The 20,580-nt window shown below is 71.8% G+C and carries 13 protein-coding genes; 5 read left to right on the top strand and 8 right to left on the bottom strand.

What is annotated here, in order from left to right:
* The 4 genes from K206_RS38120 to K206_RS0112680 form a co-directional block, all read right to left on the bottom strand.
* Positions 1-2,354: penicillin-binding protein 1A (locus tag K206_RS38120; RefSeq protein ID WP_020202791.1), on the bottom strand; the 2,354-nt coding region annotated here is incomplete at its 3' end.
* Positions 2,355-2,468: 114 nt separating this feature from the next.
* Entirely contained in the window at positions 2,469-3,773 is a 1,305-nt protein-coding gene (locus K206_RS0112690) for a serine protease (protein ID WP_020202790.1), read from the bottom strand.
* A 53-nt stretch (positions 3,774-3,826) separates the two neighbouring features.
* Complete coding sequence (locus tag K206_RS43675) at positions 3,827-4,516, bottom strand: DUF2846 domain-containing protein (RefSeq protein WP_196812867.1); 690 nt, start codon at positions 4,514-4,516, stop codon at positions 3,827-3,829.
* 103 nt (positions 4,517-4,619) lie between these two features.
* Positions 4,620-5,249: a DUF2239 family protein gene (locus K206_RS0112680; RefSeq protein ID WP_020202788.1), complete on the bottom strand. Its 630-nt coding sequence runs from the start codon at positions 5,247-5,249 to the stop codon at positions 4,620-4,622.
* A gap of 272 nt (positions 5,250-5,521) precedes the next feature.
* On the opposite strand from K206_RS0112680, the gene K206_RS0112675 reads away from it, so the two are divergent.
* Positions 5,522-6,142 (top strand): flavodoxin family protein, encoded by a 621-nt coding sequence (locus K206_RS0112675; protein WP_020202787.1) that lies wholly within the window; start codon positions 5,522-5,524, stop codon positions 6,140-6,142.
* 111 nt (positions 6,143-6,253) lie between these two features.
* Here K206_RS0112675 and K206_RS0112670 read toward each other — a convergent pair whose 3' ends face one another.
* Both K206_RS0112670 and K206_RS0112665 read right to left on the bottom strand, forming a co-directional pair.
* A complete protein-coding gene (locus K206_RS0112670) occupies positions 6,254-7,873 on the bottom strand; it encodes an inorganic phosphate transporter (RefSeq protein ID WP_020202786.1) in 1,620 nt (539 codons plus the stop codon).
* A gap of 156 nt (positions 7,874-8,029) precedes the next feature.
* A complete protein-coding gene (locus K206_RS0112665; protein WP_231401599.1) occupies positions 8,030-8,431 on the bottom strand; it encodes a winged helix-turn-helix domain-containing protein in 402 nt (133 codons plus the stop codon).
* A gap of 193 nt (positions 8,432-8,624) precedes the next feature.
* Here K206_RS0112665 and K206_RS41535 point away from each other — a divergent pair, with 193 nt between their 5' ends.
* Positions 8,625-9,626 carry a molybdopterin-dependent oxidoreductase gene (locus K206_RS41535; protein ID WP_020202784.1) on the top strand — a complete coding sequence of 334 codons (1,002 nt, stop codon included), beginning with the start codon at positions 8,625-8,627 and terminating at the stop codon, positions 9,624-9,626.
* A gap of 13 nt (positions 9,627-9,639) precedes the next feature.
* Here K206_RS41535 and K206_RS0112655 read toward each other — a convergent pair whose 3' ends face one another.
* On the bottom strand, positions 9,640-10,068 hold the full coding sequence (locus tag K206_RS0112655) for a TOBE domain-containing protein (RefSeq protein WP_020202783.1): 429 nt from the start codon (positions 10,066-10,068) through the stop codon (positions 9,640-9,642).
* Between the two features lie 261 nt (positions 10,069-10,329).
* Between K206_RS0112655 and K206_RS0112650 the strand changes: the two genes are divergently transcribed.
* Together K206_RS0112650 and K206_RS40850 are read left to right on the top strand one after the other, a co-directional pair.
* Entirely contained in the window at positions 10,330-11,676 is a 1,347-nt protein-coding gene (locus tag K206_RS0112650; protein ID WP_020202782.1) for a DUF2325 domain-containing protein, read from the top strand.
* A 779-nt stretch (positions 11,677-12,455) separates the two neighbouring features.
* On the top strand, positions 12,456-15,224 hold the full coding sequence (locus K206_RS40850) for an ATP-binding protein (RefSeq protein ID WP_052165871.1): 2,769 nt from the start codon (positions 12,456-12,458) through the stop codon (positions 15,222-15,224).
* Positions 15,225-15,296: 72 nt separating this feature from the next.
* On the opposite strand, the gene K206_RS0112640 is transcribed toward K206_RS40850, so the two are convergent.
* The gene (locus K206_RS0112640) at positions 15,297-19,334 is read right to left on the bottom strand and encodes a transporter substrate-binding domain-containing protein (protein ID WP_020423766.1); all 4,038 of its coding nucleotides are present in this window, start codon (positions 19,332-19,334) and stop codon (positions 15,297-15,299) included.
* Positions 19,335-19,694: 360 nt separating this feature from the next.
* Between K206_RS0112640 and K206_RS38105 the strand changes: the two genes are divergently transcribed.
* Positions 19,695-20,504, top strand: coding sequence for a response regulator transcription factor (locus K206_RS38105; protein ID WP_020202780.1), 810 nt, complete (start codon positions 19,695-19,697; stop codon positions 20,502-20,504).
* Positions 20,505-20,580: the final 76 nt, after the last annotated feature.

Below are 20,580 nucleotides of genomic sequence, written 5' to 3'. Positions count from 1 at the left end.
CCCGCCTGCGGCGCTGCGCCGGCCGGCGCGGGCACCGCGGCCGATGCCGGGGCATCGCCAGGGTACGGCGCGCCGCTGTCGCTGGCGGGCAGCGCCGGAGCAACCGCGCTGGCCTCGCTGGCGGCCGGCGCGCTGCTTTCGGTGGCGGCGGGCCGCGGCACGCGCCGGGGCTGCGGCGGCGGCGCCTCTGGCTTCGGCGCGCTGCCGAACAGGCGCTGGTACCAGCCGCGCACGGTGCCGGCGATGGTGTCCCAGAAGCCGCTGTCCTCCTGCTGGGCGAAGCGGACGTTGGCGTCGATCAGCCGCGTGCGCAGCGCGCGCTGGAAGACGTCGCCCACCATCGGCAGCGCGCTGTGCGCGCCCTGGCCCCAGTAGTCGCTGCGCAGCGTGATGCGGCTGTCGTTGAAGCCGACCCACGCGCCGGCCACCAGTTGCGGGTGCATCAGGATGAACCAGCCGTCGGCGTTGTCCTGCGTGGTGCCGGTCTTGCCGGCGACGTCGGCACGGATGCCGAAGCGGCTGCGGATACTGCTGCCGGTGCCGCGGTCCACCACGCCGCGCATGACGTCGAGCAGTGTCTGCGCGGTGGCCACCGGCAGCGCCCGTTCGGGCGAGGCGTGGCGGAAGGTCTCCAGCACCTCGCCGTTGCGGTCTTCGATGCGCGTGACCATCACCGGCTCCAGGTAGGCGCCCTGGTTGGCGATGGTGCCGTAGGCCGTGACCATTTCCTTGAGCGTGACCGGGCTGGTGCCGAGCGCCAGCGACGGCACGATCTCGAGCTTGCTTTGCCGCACGCCCATGACCCGCGCCAGCCGGGCCACCTTGTCGGGCCCCACGGTCTGCATCAGTTGCGCGGTGATGGTGTTCTTGGAATACACCAGGCCGTCGCGCAGGCTCATGGCGCGCCCGCTGGGCGGGCCGTCGTCCGAAGGCCGCCACACTTCGCCGCCGGCCAGCGGGATTTCCACGGGCTGGTCGATGAAGGTGTCGTCGGGGCTGGCGCCCTGCTCGAAGGCCGCGCCGTAGACGAAGGGCTTGAAGGTGGAGCCGGGCTGGCGCTGGGCCTGCTGCACGTGGTCGAAGGCGTCCTGGGTGAAATCGCGGCTGCCGACCCAGGCCTTGATCTCGCCATTGCGCGGGTCGAGCGCGAGGAAACCGGCCTGGATGCGCGTCTTGGACTGGCGCAGCGCCTGCATGAAGGCGCGGTCCGCCAGCAGCGTCCTGAGGGCGTCCTCGGGCGACTGCCCGGACTCGCGCGCGGCGCGGAACTCCGGCGTCTCGCGCACGAAGGCCCGCACCAGGTCGCTGCCGGCGGACCAGCCCGAGCGCTGCGACCACGCCGAGTCGGCGATGCCCTGGAGCTGGTTGCCCTGGCGCGCCACGGCCTGCGTGGCCAGCGCCTGCAGGCGCGAATCGATGGTGGTGCGCACCACCAGCCCGTCGGTGTAGATGTTGTAGTCGTTGCGGTCGGCCCAGTTGATCAGCCACTTGCGCAGCTGCTGCGCGAAGTGCGGCGCCGGGCCGGGCGGCTCGGTCTGGCGCTCGAAATCGATGCGCAGCGGCCGCTTCTTCAGTTGCTCGAACCGGGCCGGCGCCAGCTTCTCGTACTTGACCATCTGCGCCAGCACGAGGTTGCGCCGCTGCAGCGCGCGCTCCGGGTTGATGACCGGGTTGTAGTAGCTGTTGCCCTTGAGCATGCCGATCAGCGTGGCGCTTTCCAGCACGTCGAGCTGGTCGGCGGACTTGTCGAAATACGTGCGCGCCGCCATCTCGATGCCGTAGGCGTTGTAGAGGAACGGCACCGTGTTGAGATAGGTCTCGAGGATCTCGTCCTTGGTGTAGAGCGCCTCGATCTTCAGCGCGGTGATCGCTTCCTTGAGCTTGCGCGTGAGCGTGGGCGCGCGGCCGATCTCGTCGGGGTAGAGATTGCGCGCGAGCTGCTGCGTGATGGTGGAGCCGCCCTGGCGGTCGCCCGAGAAGGTGCGCAGCGCGGCCGAGCCGAGCCGGCGCCAGTCCAGTCCGAAGTGCTGGTAGAAGCGGTGGTCCTCGGTGGCGATCAGCGCGGCGGTGACGTTGGGCGAGATGTCCGCCAGCCGGACCCATTCGCGGTTGGCCCACTTGTACACGGCCAGTTCCTTGCCGTCGGCCGAGAGCACCTGCGCGGGCTGGTCGGACTTGGCCTTGCGGATGTCGCGGATGCCCGGGGTGAACGGCACCAGCACCACCACGTACAGCAGGAACAGCAGCGGCACGGCGGCCACCGCCCTGAGCACGCCGCGGCGCGTGGGGCGCCGCAGGCGGGAGAGGAAGGCAAGGCGGCCGGCGGCGAAGGTCTTGATCTGTTCCAGATTCATGAAGCGAGCGGCGGACGGCGGCGCGGCCCGGCGCGCGGCCGTCCAGCCGTCAATGGAAAGGCCTGCATCCTACCAAAAACGCACCGCGGCGCAGCGGGGTGGCGCCGGCGCCGCCTAATCGAAGCGATGCTCGACCAGCATCAGGCTTTCGTCCGTCTTTTCCCAGCGCGTGGCATAGGTGGCATCGAAGCGCACCACGCGCCGCAGCTCGGGCGCGTACCACGCCACCGCCGTGTAGAGCACGGAACTCTGCGCGCCGCCGGAGGAAAAGCCGTAGAAGGGCCGCATCACATAACCCTTGTAGCTGATGCGCAGCACGCGAAAGCTGCCCGCCGGCACGGTGATGGTGGACTCGCCGGTGGCCTCGCCGCTGAGTTCGGTGCTCAGCTCGGAGCCGGGCTGCTTGTAGCTGTACTTCCAGCGCTGGCCCGGCTTGACGTTGTCGGGCACCCAGCCGTGCGGCGGCGAGGCGGCATCGAACTCGCCGCCGCTGGGCGTGACGAGCCGCTCCAGGCGGCCATCGCGGCTCTCGATGCGCGCGCCCTGGTTGAAGGTCACGCGCTCGCCGTCGATCCTGTCGACGCGGTAGACCACCTCGCGCCGCTTGCGGGTGAGCTTGTCGAGCAGGTCGTAGCGCCAGACCTCGCCCACCGCCGGCGACTGCTTGCCGGCCACGACGGCGCCCGCTTCGTCGACCGCCGCTGCCGCCGCCGGCCCCGGCGAAGCGGCGGGAGCGGCGGGCGGAGGCGACTGCCGGTAGCTGGCCATCGCCGCCACGCCGCGCTCCCTGGCCGCCGCGATCCAGCCCGCGGGCACGGCCTTGAGCAGCTTGTCGCCCGCATCGGCGCGCCCCGCGATCACGCCCACCAGCCGGCCGCTGTCGTCGAACACGCCGCCGCCGGACGAGGCCGGCATCTGCGCCGTGACCTCGATGCGGTCCAGCTTGCCGTCCGCGCCGGCATGCAGGCCCGCCACGCTGCCTTCCTGCAGCGCGACGCCCGCGGCGTCCGGGCTCGCGGCCGCCACCACCTTCTGGCCAAAGGACGGCGCCGCCGCCGTGGAGACGGCCACCGCCGGCGCGCTGAAATTGGCCACGCGCAGCAGGCACAGGTCGCGCTCAACGTCGGGCGCTTCCAGCGTGGCGTCATAGCTCACGTTGTCGCGGCGCACGGCGATGCCGCGCGCGCCGGCCAGCACGTGGCAGGACGTGACGAGTTGCCCGGCCCCGATCACCACGGCCGAGCCCGAGGACAGCGGCGCGTTGTTCTGGCCCGTGGTGCGCACCCCGTAGACGCTGGGGGCGAGCCTGACGAGCAGTTGCGCGCTGTCGAGCGCGTGGGCGCTGGCGGCGGCAAGCAGGAGCGCCGCGGGCGCGAGGGACAGCGCGGCGCGGCGCGGGGTGCGGGTCGTGATGGTCATGGGCGGGGAAAGAGAAAACCGTGGTCCCTGGATGGGAGAAGCGAAGCGCCGCCTCATCGGGCCGGCATCAGGTAGCGCAGGTCGTCCATGCGCACCGTGCCGGCGTCCGCCGGCGCGGAGGGCGCCGAGCGCGCGGGAACGACAGCGGCGGCGACCGGCGCCGGGACAGGCGCGCGGACAGGCGCCGGAATAGGCACCGAGACAGGCACAGAGACAGGCACCGGAACAGGCGCAGCGGGAACCGCAGCGGCAACGCCGGCCCCGGCCGTGCCGGCCGGCGCGGAGCCGGTGGCTGACATCGACACAGGCAGATCGCCCGTGTAAGCCAGGCTGGCCAGTTCCGCGCGCGCGCCGTCGGGATATTCCTCCCGCAGCACCACGTGGCCGGCGAACAGGCCAAAGTCGATCGAGGTGCGCAGATATTTGGTCTCGCCCGCGGCCAGCCGGAAAGACAATGTGGTTTCGACCTCGGTCGTGGCCGAAGCGACGAAGCTGCCGGGCTTGCGGTCGACGAAGAAGAAGCCGCCGGGACGGCTGCGCCCCACGACCTCTTCGTCGATGCGCAACTCCGGCTGGATGGCGGCCCCCATCATCGACGCGGAGCGCAGGAAGAAGATCCGGCCTTCGCCCGCGCGCAGGGGCGGCATGGCCTGTTGCACGTCCTGGAAAGACGGCCCCGAGGCGCAGCCCGACACCAGCCATGCAGCCGTGCCGGCCGCCAGCAATACCCCTTTGATACCCATGTCCCGATACCCGCCCGTCTGGTCTGGTTCTGCGTTTTTCGTTGTGGCCGTATTCTGCAGCGGCCATGCGGATTGGACAAGGGCGCGGCCGGCCGCGGCTGCCTCACTCCCCGGCGAAGGCGGCCTCGGCACGCTGCGCGAGATAGCCGCGCAGGTCGGCCGGCCACGGCGCGAGCAGCTGGTCGAAGCGCGCGCGGTCTCCCGCGAACAGGGCGCGCGCCACTTCCTCGAAATTGGCCTCGCCGCCGGCGGCCGCGGCCATGAAGCGATAGCCGGCCTCCTGGGCGTGGCGGATGCGGTCCTTGCCCGCGCCGGCGCGGCGCGCCTCGTCCACCAGCCTGCGCAGCACCACCGAGGCCCCACCCGGCTGCGCGCCGAGCCATTCCCAATGGCGCGGCAGCAGCGTGACCTCGCGCGCCACCACGCCCAGCCGGGGACGGCCGGGGCCGCGCGTCGCGCCGGCTTCGTCCGCCGGCGCGACGGCGGTAACGACGGTGGCGGCGGCGGACGCGGCCTGCTCCGCGGCGGCGATGCGCGCGGCCACCTCGTCGGCGCCGCCGCGGAAATCGACTTCCGCCTGCTGGCAGTCGTCGTCGCAAAAGATCAGCACGCCGGCGACCGGCTGGTCCGCGAAACGTTGCCTGACCTGCCGCGCCACTTGCGCGAGCGGGCCCGCGGCGATGCGCCGGCTGCCTTCGAAGGCGGTGTACTGGACTGGCTGGTTCTCACTCATGACGGACTGGCGTTGCCGCGGAAGATGGACGATGGCGCCAATATTACCCGGGTGAAATTGGATCGTCAATATTACCCGGGTAAAAATAGAGGGACGGCACGGGTACGCCAGGCCGCACAGGCGGCCACATTCAAATTACCTCAATGACTTGTTGATATTTCCGTCACGCACGCCCGCGCCACCTGCCTAAACTTGCTTTCACCGGCGGGCAACACAGCCAGCCGAAGCCAGATCCCGCAGTTCAAAATTTCGCAATCATCGAGGACATCGCCATGAGCGCCATCGCCACCAAGATCGCCATCGTCTACCACAGCGGCTACGGCCACACCGCCAGGCAAGCCCAGGCCGTCGCCCGCGGCGCCGCCGGCGTGGACGGCGTGGAAAGCCTGCTGATCAGCATCGACGACATCGACCAGCACTGGGACACGCTGGAAAACGTGGACGGCATCATCTTCGGCGCCCCGACCTACATGGGCAGCGCGTCGGCGCAGTTCAAGGGCTTCATGGACGCCACCTCGCGCAACGTCTTCGCCAAGGGCGGCAAGTGGGCCAACAAGGTGTCGGCGGGCTTCACCAACTCGGCCTCGCGCTCGGGCGACAAGCTGGCCACGCTGCAGCAGTTGTCCATCTTCGCCGCGCAGCACGGCATGCACTGGGTCAACCTGGGCCTGCCCCCGGGCCACAACAACTCCAAGTCGACCGAGGACACGCTGAACCGCCACGGCTTCTTCCTCGGCGCCGCGGCGCAGTCGAACGCGGACGAGAGCGCGGACGTAGTGCCGCCGCTGGCCGACCTGCGCACCGCCGAACACCTGGGCGCGCGCGTGGCGGAAGTCGCGCGGCAACTGGCCGTCGGCCGGCGCGCGCTGGCGGCGGTCAAGCAGGCTGCCTGAACCTGACGCACGGGCACCCGCGGGCACGCCACGGGCGCCGCCGCCGCGCATGGCGGCGGTGAAGGCAGGGGCCGGGCACCGGACAATACCGGTGCCCGGCCCCTTGTCCGTTCAGAACAGTTTCGAGAACAGCCAGAACAGGCAGCCCGACAGCAGGATCGCCGCCGGCAGCGTCAGCACCCAGGCCATCATCAGGTTGCGGATGGTGGACATCTGCAGGCCCGAGCGGTTGGCCGCCATCGTGCCGGCCACGCCCGACGACAGCACGTGGGTGGTGGATACCGGCAGGCCGAAGGCATCGGCCGCGCCGATGGTGGCCATCGCCACCAGTTCGGCGGACGCGCCCTGCGCGTAGGTCAGGTGAGTCTTGCCGATCTTCTCGCCCACGGTGACGACGATGCGTTTCCAGCCGACCATCGTGCCGAGGCCGAGCGCGATGGCGACGGCCACCTTGACCCACAGCGGGATGAACTTGGTCGCGGCGTCGATCTCCTGCTTGAACGCGGCCAGGTTTTCCCTGGTGGTGGCGTCGAACTTGACGGTGCTTTCCTTCTCCAGCAGGCGGATGGCCTCGGAGGCGAGATACATCTCGTTGCGCACGTTGGCCACCGCGGCGGCCGGCACGCCCGCCAGGCTGTCGTGCGCGCGCACCTGGTCGCCGATCCCGCCGGCGACGACGGCCAGCGCCGGCACCACGCCGGCGTTGAACTCGTGGGTGCGCAGGTAGGTCGACAGCACGCCGCGCGGATCGGACGGCGCCGCCGCCGGCGCGGGCACGCTGTGCCGCAGGGCTTCGCTGGTGACCTGGGCCACGGCGGCGAAACGGGTCGTCTCCTCGACCGGCATGGCGCGGTTGAGCGCATACGACAGCGGCACGGTGCCGACCAGGATCAGCATGATGAGGCCCATGCCCTTCTGCCCGTCGTTGGAGCCGTGCGCGAACGACACGCCGGTGCAGGTGAGCACCAGCAGGCCGCGGATCCACAGCGGCGGCGCCTTGTTGGCGACCGGCTCGGCATACAGCTCGGGGCGCCGGACCAGCGCGCGCAGCAGCAACAGCAGGATGGCCGCGCAGCCGAAGCCGACCAGCGGCGAGAGCAGTAGCGAGTAGCCGACCTTGATCGCCTGCGGCCAGTCCACGCCGCTGGTGCCGTCGCGTCCGTGCATCAGCGCATTGGCCACGCCCACGCCGATGATCGAGCCGATCAGCGTGTGCGACGACGACGCCGGCAGCCCGAGCCACCACGTGCCGAGGTTCCAGATGATGGCGGCGATCAGCAGCGCGAACACCATCGCGAAGCCGGCCGCGGAACCCACCTGCAGGATCAGCTCCACCGGCAGCAGCGAGATCACGCCGAACGCCACCGCGCCGCTCGACACCAGCACGCCAAGGAAGTTGAACACGCCCGACCACATCACCGCGAACTGCGGCGGCAGCGAGTTGGTGTAGATCACCGTGGCCACGGCGTTGGCGGTATCGTGAAAGCCGTTGACGAACTCGAAACCCAGCGCGATCAGCAGGGCAACGCCGAGCAGCAGGAAGGGCAGCCACGTGGTCGGCATCGACGCCGCCGAGGACAGGTCGTGGACCAGGCTCATGCCGGTGTAGGCCACGCCCGCGGCGACCAGCAGCAGGAAGGCCAGGCCGGTGAGCTTGCCGGGCCGGTGGTCCAGGTTGGGGCGCATGCGCCCCGCATCGGCGATGGGCGCCGTTTCGATCGTGTTGCTCATGTTCCGCTCCCCCTTGCGCAAAGATGAAGCGCCATCCTCCTGCCGGAGCATGACACTCCCATGACGCGCGTCTCATGCGCATCACAAAGGGGGCGGACTATTTCCAGGCGGAACCGGGTGCGCGGCCGGCCTGCGGCCGGCATTTCCGCGGCGGTTTCAGGGCGTGGGCCCGGGGCGGGCCAGCAGGCGGATCAGCCCGTCGATCTCGCCCGCGCAGGCCTTGGCGGCGCGCGCCTCGGCGGCGCGGTAGAGGCGGATCACTTCCTCGCCGACGGGCGTGAGCACCGTGCCGCCGCCCTGCGAGCCGCCGTGCTCGGAATCGACCGCCGGCTGGGCCAGCGAGCGGTTGATCTCGTTGAGCAGGTCCCACGCCCGCTTGTAGGACATGTCGAGGCGCTTGGCCGCGGCCGAGATGGAGCCGCAGGCGCGGATGGCTTCGAGCAGGGCGATCTTGCCGGGGCCGATGGCGATGGTATCGCCGAGCATGATGCGCATGCGCAGGAGCGCCTGCGGTGCGTCCGGGCTGACGGTGGTACGGGAGCGGGCTAGTTTGACCATGACGCGATGGTAACTCGGCGCGGCCCCGCGGCGGTATCGATGCGCACCCGGAACGCGCCCGCCGCCGTCCCGATATGTGCGCCGGGCGCTATGTTAGAGTCGACATAACGCCGGCCGCGCCCCCGCGAGCGCCGCGCCGGCAGCCGGGAACGCCGCCACGCGGCGCGCCCGCGGAACCACGGGAGGAATCCAGATGCGCAAGCCGAACGGTCCGCTGTCCGCATTGTTGTGCGCCGCCCTCGTGCCGCTGCTGCTGTCGGCATGCGGCGGCCCCAACATCTCCGGCGGCGCGGTGGCGCCACCGGCCCCGGCCGATGGCCAGTTGCAGGTGGCCGGCGCGCTCGACCGCCCGGCAACGCTCACGCTGCCCCGACTCCGCGCGCTGCCCGCCGTCACCCAGACCGTCAGCTTCGCCAGCAGCCGCGGCACGCAGACCCATACCTACGTGGGCACGCCGCTGTGGAACCTGCTCGACGGCATGGGCATCCAGGCGGACCCGGCAGCCAGGAACGACGCGCTGGCGCGCTATGTGCTGGCCACCGGCGCGGACGGCTACCGGGTGGTCTTTTCCCTCGCGGAACTGAAGCCGGACTTCGGCAACCGCGCCAGCCTGGTGGCCTATGGCGAGGCCGTGGACGGCGCGGCGGCGCCGCTGGCCGCCGGCGGCCCGCTGCGCGTGACCGCGCCCGGCGACGGCGAGGGCGGGCGCTACGTGGCCGGCCTGCGGCGGCTGGAAGTGCGCGCGTCCGGCTCCACGGTGGCCGCGGCGGGCGGCGCCCCCTCGACCCGGATCGCGGTGAGCGGGGCGGTCAGGCAGCCCGGCAGCTTCGACCTCGCCGCGCTCAAGGCACTGCCGGCGGTGACGCGCACGGTCGGCGCCCACACCTATACCGGCGCGAGCCTGTGGGACCTGCTCGATGCCCGGGCCGGCCTGGCGCCCGGCGCGGCGAAGAACAGCATGCTGGCGATGTACGTGGTGGCCACCGGCAGCGACGGCTACAAGGCGCTGGTGGCGCTGGGCGAGATCGCGCCCGGCTTCGGCAACCAGCCGGACCTGATCGCCTACGAGATGGACGGCGCGCCGCTGGGCGCCGGCGGCTTTGCCCGGCTGGTGATTCCGGGCGACGGCAAGCCCGGCCGCCACGTCTCCAGGCTGGTCAGCCTGGAGGTGTTCGCGGCGCCGCCCGCCCGCTGAGCCCGCGCCGGGCTCAGGCGCGCACGGCCAGCAGCACGCTGGAGGCCTTGAAGATGGCGACGGCCGCGCCGCCCTGCTTCAGGCCGAGGCCGCCGACGCTCTCGTTGGTGATGATGGCCACGATCTCGCCGCCTTGCGGCAGGCCGATGGCGACCTCCGAATTGACGGCGCCGGTCTTGATGCCCGACACCGTGCCCACGAGCTGGTTGCGGGCCGACAGCAGCGTGCCCGGATCGGGCACGCCGACGATCACCGACGAGGCCTTGATCAGGGCGGTGGCGTCCTTGCCCACGGCCAGCCCCAGCCGCCTGGTGCTCTCGCCGGTGATGCTGGCGACGATGCGCACGCCGCCGGCAATCTCCAGGTCGATCTCGTCGTTGACCGCGCCCTGGCGGATGGCGCTTACCTTGCCGTCGAGCTTGTTTCTTGCGCTGATATTCATCTTCCCCTCGATTGGTCGATTGATCGATTGGTCGTTTCGGCGGCCATCGCTCTGGCCGCAAGGACGCCGGCGCGCGCGCCGGCGGTGAGCCGGGCACCCAGCCAGCAGATATTACCGCCTTTGCGCGCGGCTTCCGCCGGTCCGGCGCGGCTCCGCACATCCGTTATATTCAATGGTATATTTCGCCGAGACGGCGGGACCCCGCGCCTGGCTGCCACGCGGCGCGGTGCCGGGCCTGCCCTTTTCCACGCGAGGTATCGCATGCACGCTCCACCGTTTCGCCTGGCCCGCGCCAACGGCATCGAGACGGCGCTCGGCAACCAGCCGGCGCCCCTGGCCTGCTGCGCGCCGGCGGCGCCGCAGGCACGCCCCGCGCGGCGCCGCGCGCGCCTGGCCGAGCTGGACTCGCACCTGCACTGCTCGATCATCGGCACGTGCATGACCACCGGCGAGCTGCGCAAGCTGGTGCCGCGCTTCGTGGCGCTGGACCGGCAGCGCGCCACCGACCTGGAAATCCACCACGAGGCGGTCAAGCTCGCCGGCGCGGGCGGCGACGGCTGCAAGGCCCTGCAGAAAGCGCTCGACGAGCGCTATGCGCAGGCCCTGCGCCACTTCAACGCGGCGCGCGACGCCGACGCCGTGCTCAAGCTCTGGCAGGAAGCGGTGGCCAGCGGCGACATTCCGCCGGCCTACTGGGCCGTGATGACCCATCCGGAAGCGAGCAGCCCGGTGCGCCAGGCCGCCTTCGGCGAGGTGCACATGCTGTCGCACCTGGTGGGCGCCGCCAACCGCGCCGACATCCGGCGGCTGATGGCGCTGGAGGAAGACAACGCCGCGCTGCGCGCCAAGCTCGAGCGGCAACAGGAACGCCTGCAGGAAATGAGCGCGCGGCATGACGCGCAGGCGCGCGAGCTCGCGGCGCTGGGCGAGCGGCTCGCCCACGCCAGCGCGCGCGCCTGCGCCGAGGGCACGCCGGCGCAGGCGGAGCTGCGCGCGCTGCGCGACGCGCTGGCCGAGCACGAGCGGGCCGCCGCGCTGCACGCGAGCCGCCGCGAGGCCGCGGAGCAGCATGCGCTGCGGGAGCAGGAAGCGGCGCAGGCGCTGCGCGCGCAGCGCGACGACGCGCTGGCGCAACTGGCCGCCAGCCACGCCGAGACGCGCGCGCTGGAGCAGGCCGTGCTCGCGGCCGGCGGCCAGGACGGCGAGCCGCGCGGGCGCCATCCGGGGCTGCGCCACCTGGAGGGCAAGCGCATCGTGTACGTGGGCGGCCGCCCCGGCTCCAACAACGCGCTCAAGGCGCTGGTCGAATCGACCGGCGGCCACCTGGTGCTGCACGACGGCGGCATCGAGGACCGCAAGGGCCTGCTGGCCGCGACGGTGGCGCGCGCCGACATGGTGGTCTTCCCGGTGGACTGCATCGACCACGATTCGATGAACATGATCAAGCGCGTGTGCGAGCGCCACCAGGTCGCCTACCATCCGCTGCGCACGGCGAGCGTGGCCAGCTTCGTGGAGCTGGCGAGCCGCGTGGCCGTGCCGCCATCCGGCCACGCGGACACCACCGCCGCGTCGCGCGCCGTGGCGCTTGCCGGCGCGCAAGCGCCGTGATGCGTCTCCCGCATCCTTGCTATCCTTCGGGCCGGCGCGCCATGCGCTTGTCCTCTCCGGCCGCGCCGGCGGCCTGAATCCGGCCGCCATCCCGGGCCGGCGCGTGAACGCCCGCCTGCGGCCCGCCGCGCACCCGCTTCGCCACACCCGCCCGCGGCGCATGCATTGACGCGCGGCCGGCGCAGCTGGCCGGCGCGCGGCCCCGCCCTCCCCGCTCCGGCGCAGGCCATTCCGAATGGCATCGGCGCGGCGCGCGCCGCGCCGGAATGCGCGAGCTGCCTGCCCGTTGGCGGAACGTCCCTCGCCGCGCGCACAGGCGGCAAACAGGGCCTTCGCATTGCGATTGGCCGACATGCCGCGCCGCTGCGCGAGCATCTCGGGAGATTCCTACAGCACAGCAATGTGATTGGGAATTTTCCCCTCCTACATTGGGAAATTTCCCAAAATCATGTCGGAAATGGCGGGATAAAGTCCTGCGTGTTATCGGCATGTTCCGCCCGGACCCGCTCGCGCGCCGTTCTGGCGACCCCACATGACAAGCCACCCGTCCTTGACCGCGCCGCGCAGCCGACAGGCATTGCGTGGGCTTCCGGCGTGCCTGTCCGCCGTCTTTCGCCGGCGAACGCACGAGCCGGCCTCCCACTCCAGGCCGCCGTCGCGCCACGGACGGCCCGGCGGACGTGGCCGGCACATTGCACTGCCCCGGCCACGCCATCGGCAATGACATGTGCTCACGAGGCGCCGTCAGCACAAGTACATAACCGCACCTGAAACAGCACATGCGCATTGACCGACGCTTCCGGCTGGTTGCCGCCTTCATCTTCGTGACCACGCTGGGTCTGGCGGGCTACCTGCTGCTGCTGGAATGGCGGACCTACAACGATGCGCAGGAGACCGGGCCGATGCTGAACCTGTTCCGCGCGGTGCTGGTCGCGGCCGAGAAGGCCTCGGCGGAGCGCGGCCCGTCCAACGCCGTGCTGGGCAGCGACACGCCCGCGCCGGAGAACAAGCTGCACGACCTCGAACGCGCGCGCGCCGAGACGGACAGCGCCATGATGGCAGCCATCGCGGGCCTCGAGGCTTCTCAGTGCGACCATTGCTCGGCCAGCGCCAGGCAGATGCGGCAGACGCACGCGCAACTGCGCGCCGCGCGCGCGCACGTCGACCGGCTGGTGCAACTGCCGCGCCCGGGGCGCTCCACCGACCGGCTGTGCACGGTGCTGAGCACCATGTTTACGGCCACCACCGACATCATGCAGATCTCCGACGAGGTCATGTTCGACCTGATCCGCGCCGAGCCGCTGACCGCCGAGCATGCCGGCATCGCGCGCCTGACCGCCGAGCTGCGCGAGCAGGCCGGCCGCGCCGGCTCCGTGTTCACCCCGGCGCTCACCGCGCGCCGGGCGCTGTCGGTCGACGAGCAGCGCGCGCTGTGGACGGAGACCGGCAGGATCCGCGCGCTGGGCGAGCTGGTGATGATGCGCACGCGCGACGACAAGGCCGCGCGCCGCGAATCGCTGCTGGCCATGCATGAAATGGGCTCGAGCTATTTCACCGACGGCCTGGCCTATCTCAACGAGATCGCCACGCTGCCGCCGCACGACCTGCGCTACCCGACCACCGCGGATTTCGCCGAGCGCTACGTGCCCACCATGAGCGCCATCATCCGCGTGCGCAATGCCGAGCTCGCCTCGGCCGAGCACATCATCCAGGCGCAGGATGCCATCGCCGGCAGCCGGCTGCGCGTGCTGTGCGGCGTCATCGGCATCGCGCTGCTGGCGCTGGCCGTCATCATCGTGCTGTTCGCGTACCGCGTGATCCGCCCGCTGTCGGGCGCGACCGACGCCATCCGGCGCATCGCCGGCGGCGACTACAAGGTGTCGCTGCCGTCGGCGCGGCGCAGCACCCAGATCGGCGCGCTGCTGCATTCGGTGCAGGTGCTGCGGCGCGCGGCCATCGCCAAGGACGAGCTGGAGGCCGACCGCGACCTGCTGATCCGGCAGTTGCAGGAAGCCGCCGCGCAGGAGCGCGCGCAGGCCGAGGCGCTGATGCAGGCGAGGGATGCCGCCGAGGCCGCGCTGCACGCCAAGGACAGCTTCCTGGCCATGATGAGCCACGAGATCCGCACGCCGATGCATGGCATGCTGGGCCTGCTGGAGATGCTGATCGACACCGGGCTGGACGAGCACCAGCGCCACCTCGCGCAGGTGGCCAACAGCTCGGGCGAGGCGCTGCTGCAGATCCTCAACGACATCCTCGACTACGCCAAGATCGGCGCCGGCAAGATGAAGATCGTCGAGGCCGAGACCGACATGCGCGAACTGGTCGAAGGCGCGGTGTTCCTGCTGTCCGGCAATGCCTACGAGAAGGGCCTGCGGATGAACATCTGCATCGACTCCGGCATCGCGGCGCGCTACCTCGCGGACACCGCGCGCATCCGCCAGATCCTGCTCAACCTGATCTCCAACGCCATCAAGTTCACCATGCAGGGCAGCATCAGCGTGAGCGCCACGCTGGTGGAGAGCGCCGGCGCGCACGAGACCATCGAGATCACCGTGAGCGACACCGGCATCGGCATTCCGGCCGAGTCGCTGCGCCGGCTGTTCGAGCCGTTCGAGCAGATCGACGGCCATTCCACGCGGCGCTTCAGCGGCACCGGCCTCGGGCTGACGATCTGCCGGCAACTGGCCGAACTGATGGGCGGCCAGCTCGAGATCAGCAGCAACGAGGGCAACGGCACCTCGGTGACGTTGCGGCTCGCCCTGAAGGTCGATTGCGGGCGCCATGCGTTCCCGCAACTGGCCGGCCGCGACATCGCCATCGACGTGAGCGACGCGGCCGCGGTGATGGCGCTCAAGCACTATGCCAGCGCGGCCGGCATGCGGCCGCTGCTGACGGGCGAGGCGGGCGCGCACGGCAAGCCGGATGGCCACGACGCGCCGCTGCGCATCGTGGCCGCCCGCGGCGCCCGCGCGCGCGCCGGCGACATCCTGCTGGCCCACCAGGGCAGCCAGCCGGCCGACGCGCCGGACGGCGGCCCGGTGGTGCTGCACGACAACCCCATCGCGTGGAGCGCCTTCGTCGCCGCGTGCCAGGAAGCGCTGCTGCGCGGCAAGGGCGGCAACGCGGTCGCCGCGGCGCCACCGGACAACGGGCCGGCGCCGTCGGACAAGAAGACCGCGCGCATCGTGGTGGCCGAGGACCATCGCGTCAACCAGTTGCTGCTCAAGATCCAGTTGCGGCAGCTCGGCTACGACAACGTGGTGATCTGCGACGACGGCGAAGGCGCCTGGAAGGCGCTGCACGCCGAGCCGGCGGACCTGCTCATCACCGACCTCTACATGCCCGGCATGGACGGCTTCGACCTCGCCCGGCAGGTGCGCGCCACCGAAGGCGGCAGGCACACGCCGATCATCGCGGTGTCCGCGTCCACGCTGGCCGAGGAGGAACACCGCAGCCGCGCCGCCGGCATCGACATCTTCCTCGGCAAGCCGGCCTCGATGCAGGAGCTGAAGCAGGCGATCCGGCGCGCGCTCGCGCTGCACTGAGGCGACGCGCGCGCGTCATCGCCATCATCTCGCCGCCGTCCTTGCCTGCCCCGCCGCCCTGCCCGTCCCTCCCTATTCGGCCACCGCGCCCGAGAAGCGCGCCGGCATGATCCAGCGCTCCAGGCAGGCGCGCAGGACATGCAGTTGCGCGGGCTTGAACAGGCATTCGTCCATGCCGGCGTCCAGGCAGCGCTGCATTTCCTCCGCCTCGGTGCTGGCGGTGATGGCGACGATGGGCAGGTGGCGCCGCCCCTCCGCGTCGTCGCCCGCTTCGGCCGCCTCCTGCGCGCGCACCCGCCCCGCCAGTTCGTAGCCGTTCATGACCGGCATGTGGCAGTCGGTGATCAGCAGGGCGTAGCTGGTCCTGCCGAGCGCGGCCAGCGCCTCGCCGCCGTCGCCGACCGCGTCGCTGGCGTAGCCGAGCACCTTGAGCTGGCGCTGCAGCAGGATGCGGTTGGTGGGATGGTCCTCGGCGATCAGGATCAGCCGCCCCTGCGCCAGCGCCAGCTCGCGCGACACCGCGGGCACCTGCGCCGGCGCGGCGGCGGGCTCCGCGCCGCGCGCCGCCTGGCTGCCGACGGCGGCCAGCGAGGCCGCGCGCAACGCGCGCCACGTCAGCGGATTGGCGCTCAGGCGCACGTCCGAGCGCGTGAGCCGGTAGCCGGCCAGCTTGGGCTTGTCGGTGATGCGGATGGCGCCGGACGCGGGCGCCTCCGTGCCGTCGTCCAGGAACAGCAGGTCGAAGCCCGGCTCGCCGGCGCCATCCACGGGCGCCGGCTGCCGCTGCTCCACGGTCTGCGCGCCGGCGGCGCGCAGCAGGTGCGCGATGCCGCGCGAGACCTGCGCATCGGCCACGCGGATCGCGGCGCGGCGCCCGGCCAGCGGGCGGACCGTATAGGCCATGTCCCTGACCGGCAGCGCGAGCCGGACTTCGGCCTGCGTGCCCGCGCCCGGCGCGCTGGCCAGCGTGATCTCGCCGTGCATCAGCACCAACAGCCGGCGGCAGATCGACAGGCCCAGGCCGGTGCCGCCGAAACGCCGCGTGGTCGACGAGTCCGCCTGCATGAAGGGCTCGAACAGCCGCGCCTGCTTGTCCAGCTCGATGCCGACGCCGGTGTCGCTGATGCGGAACACCACGGTCTGCCTGCCGTCACGCTCGCCGGCCGCCTCCACGGCAAGCGTGACGGTGCCGTGCTCGGTGAACTTGATGGCGTTGCTGAGCAGGTTGAAGAGGATCTGGCGCAGGCGCACGCTGTCGCCCAGCACCACCGCCGCCACGTCGTCGCTGACGTCCAGCCGCATCAGCAGGCCCTTGTCGTGCGCGCGCGTGGCGAGCAGGCCGAGGGCGTTGTCGCACAGCTCGCGCAGGTCCAGCGGCAGCCATTCGATGTCGATGCGGCCGGCCTCGATCTTGGAGTAGTCGAGGATGTCGTCGAGGATCTGCAGCAGCGCGCCGGCGGAGTCCTCGATCATGCCGACCGTGGAGGCCTGCTCGCGGCTCAGCTCGGTATGGCCGAGCAGCTCGACCAGTCCGAGCACGCCGCTCATGGGCGTGCGGATCTCGTGGCTCATCATGGCCAGGAAATTGTCCTTGGCGCGCGAGGCGGCCTCGGCGATGTCGCGCGCGCTCGCCAGCGCGGCGGCGCGCTCGTGCTCCTCGGTGGTGTCGGTCCAGTAGCCGTTCCACAGCGTGGTGCCGTCGTCCTCGCGGCGCGGCACGGCGTGCAGCCGGGCCCACTGGAAGCCGCCGCGGCCGCGCAGGCGGACCTCGTGGTTGACCGCCTGCAGCGCCGCGCCGGCGCGCGTGACCGCCGCGCGCAGCGGCTCGGCGTCGTCCGGATGGACGCAGGCGCGCACGCGCGCGCTGTCGGCCATCATGTCCTCGGCATCGAGCCCGAACAGTTCCTGCGTGTTGCCGCTGACCCAGACGAAGGCGAAATGCCCGTCGCGCGCCTGGCGCATCTGGAACACCGTGGCCGGCAGATGGCGCGTGACGTCGGTCAGCCGCGCCTCGGCCTCGCGCGCCTTGAGCTCGGCGCGGCGGATCTCCGAGACCTCCACCGCCGAGAAGATGACGCCGCCCGCCTCGGACTCGTTCGGGGCGAACGGCTGCAGCCAGCACAGGAAGTGCCGCGCGTGCCCGGACGCGGCCTGGAAATCGAGCGCGATATGGTGCATCTCGCCGGCTTGCATGGCGTCGCGGATCGCCTGGTCCAGCGTGGCGCTGATGTCGGCGCCCCACACCGCGGCCTCGTTCTGCAGGCGGCCGACGAGGCGCTCGCGCGTCACGTCCAGCAGCGACAGGAAGGCCGCGTTGATCGCCAGGTAGCGCCCGTCCTTGTCCATGACCGCGATCGGCAGCGGCACGGCGTCGATCAGCGTCGACTGGAAGCGCTGCTGCACCGAGACCTTGCGCTCCACCGCGCGCCGGCCGGCCGCCTCCTTGCGCAGCAGGTACTGCGAGCGCAGCAGGACGGCGACGATGCACAGCAGCGCCGCGATCGGCAGCCCGGCGCGCTCCAGGATCTGCCGCCACGACGGCTCGAGCACGTAGCTGGCCGCCATGTAGCGCTTCTGGATGTCGAGCCGGCGCTGGTCCTGCAGCGCCGACAGCGCGCGGTTGACCAGCGGCAGCAGCCGCTCCGACAGTGCCGGCGACACCGCGAAGCCGATGTCCAGCAGGCGCTCGCCCGAGCCGATCACGCGCAGCTTGCCGGCGAAGCTGCGCTGCAGCTCGACGTCCGCCGAGGCAAGGTCGTCGACGTAGACGTCGGCGTCGCCGTCCGCCACGCTTTGCAGCGCGGCGTGCACGCTGGGCGCGGTGGACAGCAGCGCGCCCGGCACCCCGCGCCTGACCACCCCGCCGGCGCCGCCGGCCGCGGTGACAACCACGCGCAGGCCGGCGAGTTCCCGCAGATGCCCGACCGCGGGCGCCGACTGCCGCCCGACGATCACCACCGGGAACGCGGCGTAGGGCCGCGAGACCGGCAGCCGCCGCAAGCCGGGGTCGTTCGGGGCCGCCACCGCCATCAGGTCGAGCGCGCCGTCGTGCATGGCGTCCACGGTCTTGCCGAAGTTGCCGGACGGCACGCGCTGGAAGCGCAGGCCGAGCGCCTCGCCGAGATAGCTCAGGTAATCGAGCGCGATGCCGCTCGGGCGGCCGCTGTCGTCGAGATAGCTGTAGGGCGGCAGGCCCACGTCGAAGCCCACGCGCAGCGGCGGCAGCGCGTTGAGGAAGGCGCTTTCCTCGGGCGTGAGGAAGAACTGGTCGGCGTCGTCCTGCTGCACCAGGCGCGCGTTGATCCATTTCGCCAGCAGCATGAGGCGGCGCTCGCGCGGCACGCGCGCGAGCCCTTCGTCCACCCGGTCGCGCAGCGCGGTGGCCGCGGGCGGGAAGGCGAAGTGCACGGCGCTGCCCGGTTCGCGATAGGCGTTCACCACCGAGAGCGCGTCGAACTCGCGGCGGGCCAGCGCGTATTCCGCCACCGGCTGCACCGCCGAGTAGAAGTCCGCCTTGCCCGCCACCACCGCGCGCAGGCCGTCGGTGACGTCGCCCACCGGCACCAGCGTGGCGCCGGGATACCGCGCGCGCACCACGCTTTCCATGTAGAACCCCGGCTCGGCCGCGAAGCGGACGCCTTTCGAGCCCGGCGACAGCACGCCGGCCACGTGGTCGGCGGTGCGCCCCACCACCACGGTGTCGCCCTCGAAATACGGCGCGGAATAGAGCAGGCAGCGCGTGCGCGCATCCGTCTTCGCCATGCTGATCAGGAGGTCGATCTCGCCGGCGCAGGTGGCGGCGATCAGCGCCGGGATGTCGGGATAGGCGTGCTCGACCAGCTCGAGCGCCGGGTTGCCGAGCGCCTCGCGCAGCAGGTCGACGCCGTATCCGCTCGGCTGCGCGCCGCGCGCGAACAGGAAAGGCGGCAGGCCCTGCCTGACCGTGCCGATGCGGATGACGGCCGGCACCGGCCCGGGCGCCGCGGCCGGGCCGGCCGCGCCAGCGGCCGCAGCCGCCGCGCCGAACGCCGGGCCGGCGCAGCACGCCAGCAAGACAAGATGAACCAGCCACCGCCGCCAGGCCTCGCCCGAGGTCCAGGTTTTTTCCATGAGTCGGTTGTCCTATGTCGCCGCGGCGCGTTGCGCTCCCGCGTGGCCGCCCGCTCCGTGCGCCGGGAGCCGCATGGCCGATGGCTTTGCATGATAGCGCCTCCGCCGCGCCGATGGCCGGGCTTCCCGGCACGGTACGAAGCCGCGCCGGCGCGCCGCGCGGACGCCGTTTGCGGCGGCGGCGGCGCCCGCGATCTGATCTTGCGCAAGGCGCGGGGAGAAAACCGAAGTATTCCGACTTGTTTACGGAAATTTCCGGGCTCGGTACGAAGGCATTGACGCTACCTTGTACCTCGGCCGCCGGGCGTCATCGCGCATGCGACGCCGCGCGCGGGCCGACAGACTCAGAGGTTGTCTTATATGAAAGTCGCACTACTGGATGCCAACCCGGCAAGCTCGCAGCCGGTCGCCGAGCTGGTGACAGGCGCCGGATTTCCCTGCCACTGCTATGAAGAACGGGCCGCGCTGATCCGCGACCTGCGCGACCACGTCTTCGACATGATCCTGGTCGCCGGCGAGCTGCCGGACGGCAACGGCACCGAGGTCGTCAGGATGATCCGCTGCACCTTCGCCTTCCAGACGCCGGTGATCGTGGTCTCGCCCGGCGCCAGCCACCACGAGATCATGGAGACGTTCGCGGCGGGCGCCGACGACTACTGCTGCGCGTTGCGCCCGGCCGAGCTGCTGGCCCGCATGGTGTCGCACTACCGCCGCCACCACAGCGCGCAGCCCTCCCGCCAGCGCCTGATCCACCTCGGCGACTACGTGCTGAACATCGACCGGTACAGCGCCACGCTGCGCGGCAAGGACATCCGCCTGACGCCCAAGGAATTCGGCCTGGCGTGGCTGCTGTTCTCCTCGCCTTCGCAGGTGCTGCCGCGCAACCACATCGAGACGATGGTGTGGGGCCACGTGCTGCCCGCCATGTCGCGCGCGCTGGCGGCGCTGATCGCGCGCCTGCGCCGGGTGCTGGAACTGCGTTCCGCCAACGGCATCACCATCGCGTCGATCCACGCCCTGGGCTATCGCCTCGACGTCCAGGAGGCGGCTCCGGCCGGATGGCATCCGGCCGGGCGCGGCGCGCCCGGCGACGTGCCGGCGCGCATGCCGCCGCCGACGCCGGCGCCCGGGGAATACGCGCTGCCCGCCGGGCTCGGCGCGCCCGGGTAGCTGGCGCAGCGGCGCCGACAACCGGCGCGGGCGCGCGCCGGACAGAGTTTCTTAACCAAGGGAATCAGCGAGGAAA

Origin of the sequence: Cupriavidus sp. WS, from assembly GCF_000395345.1 — a bacterium.
Classification (GTDB): Bacteria; Pseudomonadota; Gammaproteobacteria; order Burkholderiales; family Burkholderiaceae; genus Cupriavidus; species Cupriavidus basilensis_B.
The sequence above is the reverse complement of the archived record's forward strand: the minus strand, read 5'-3'. Positions and strand labels throughout refer to the sequence as shown.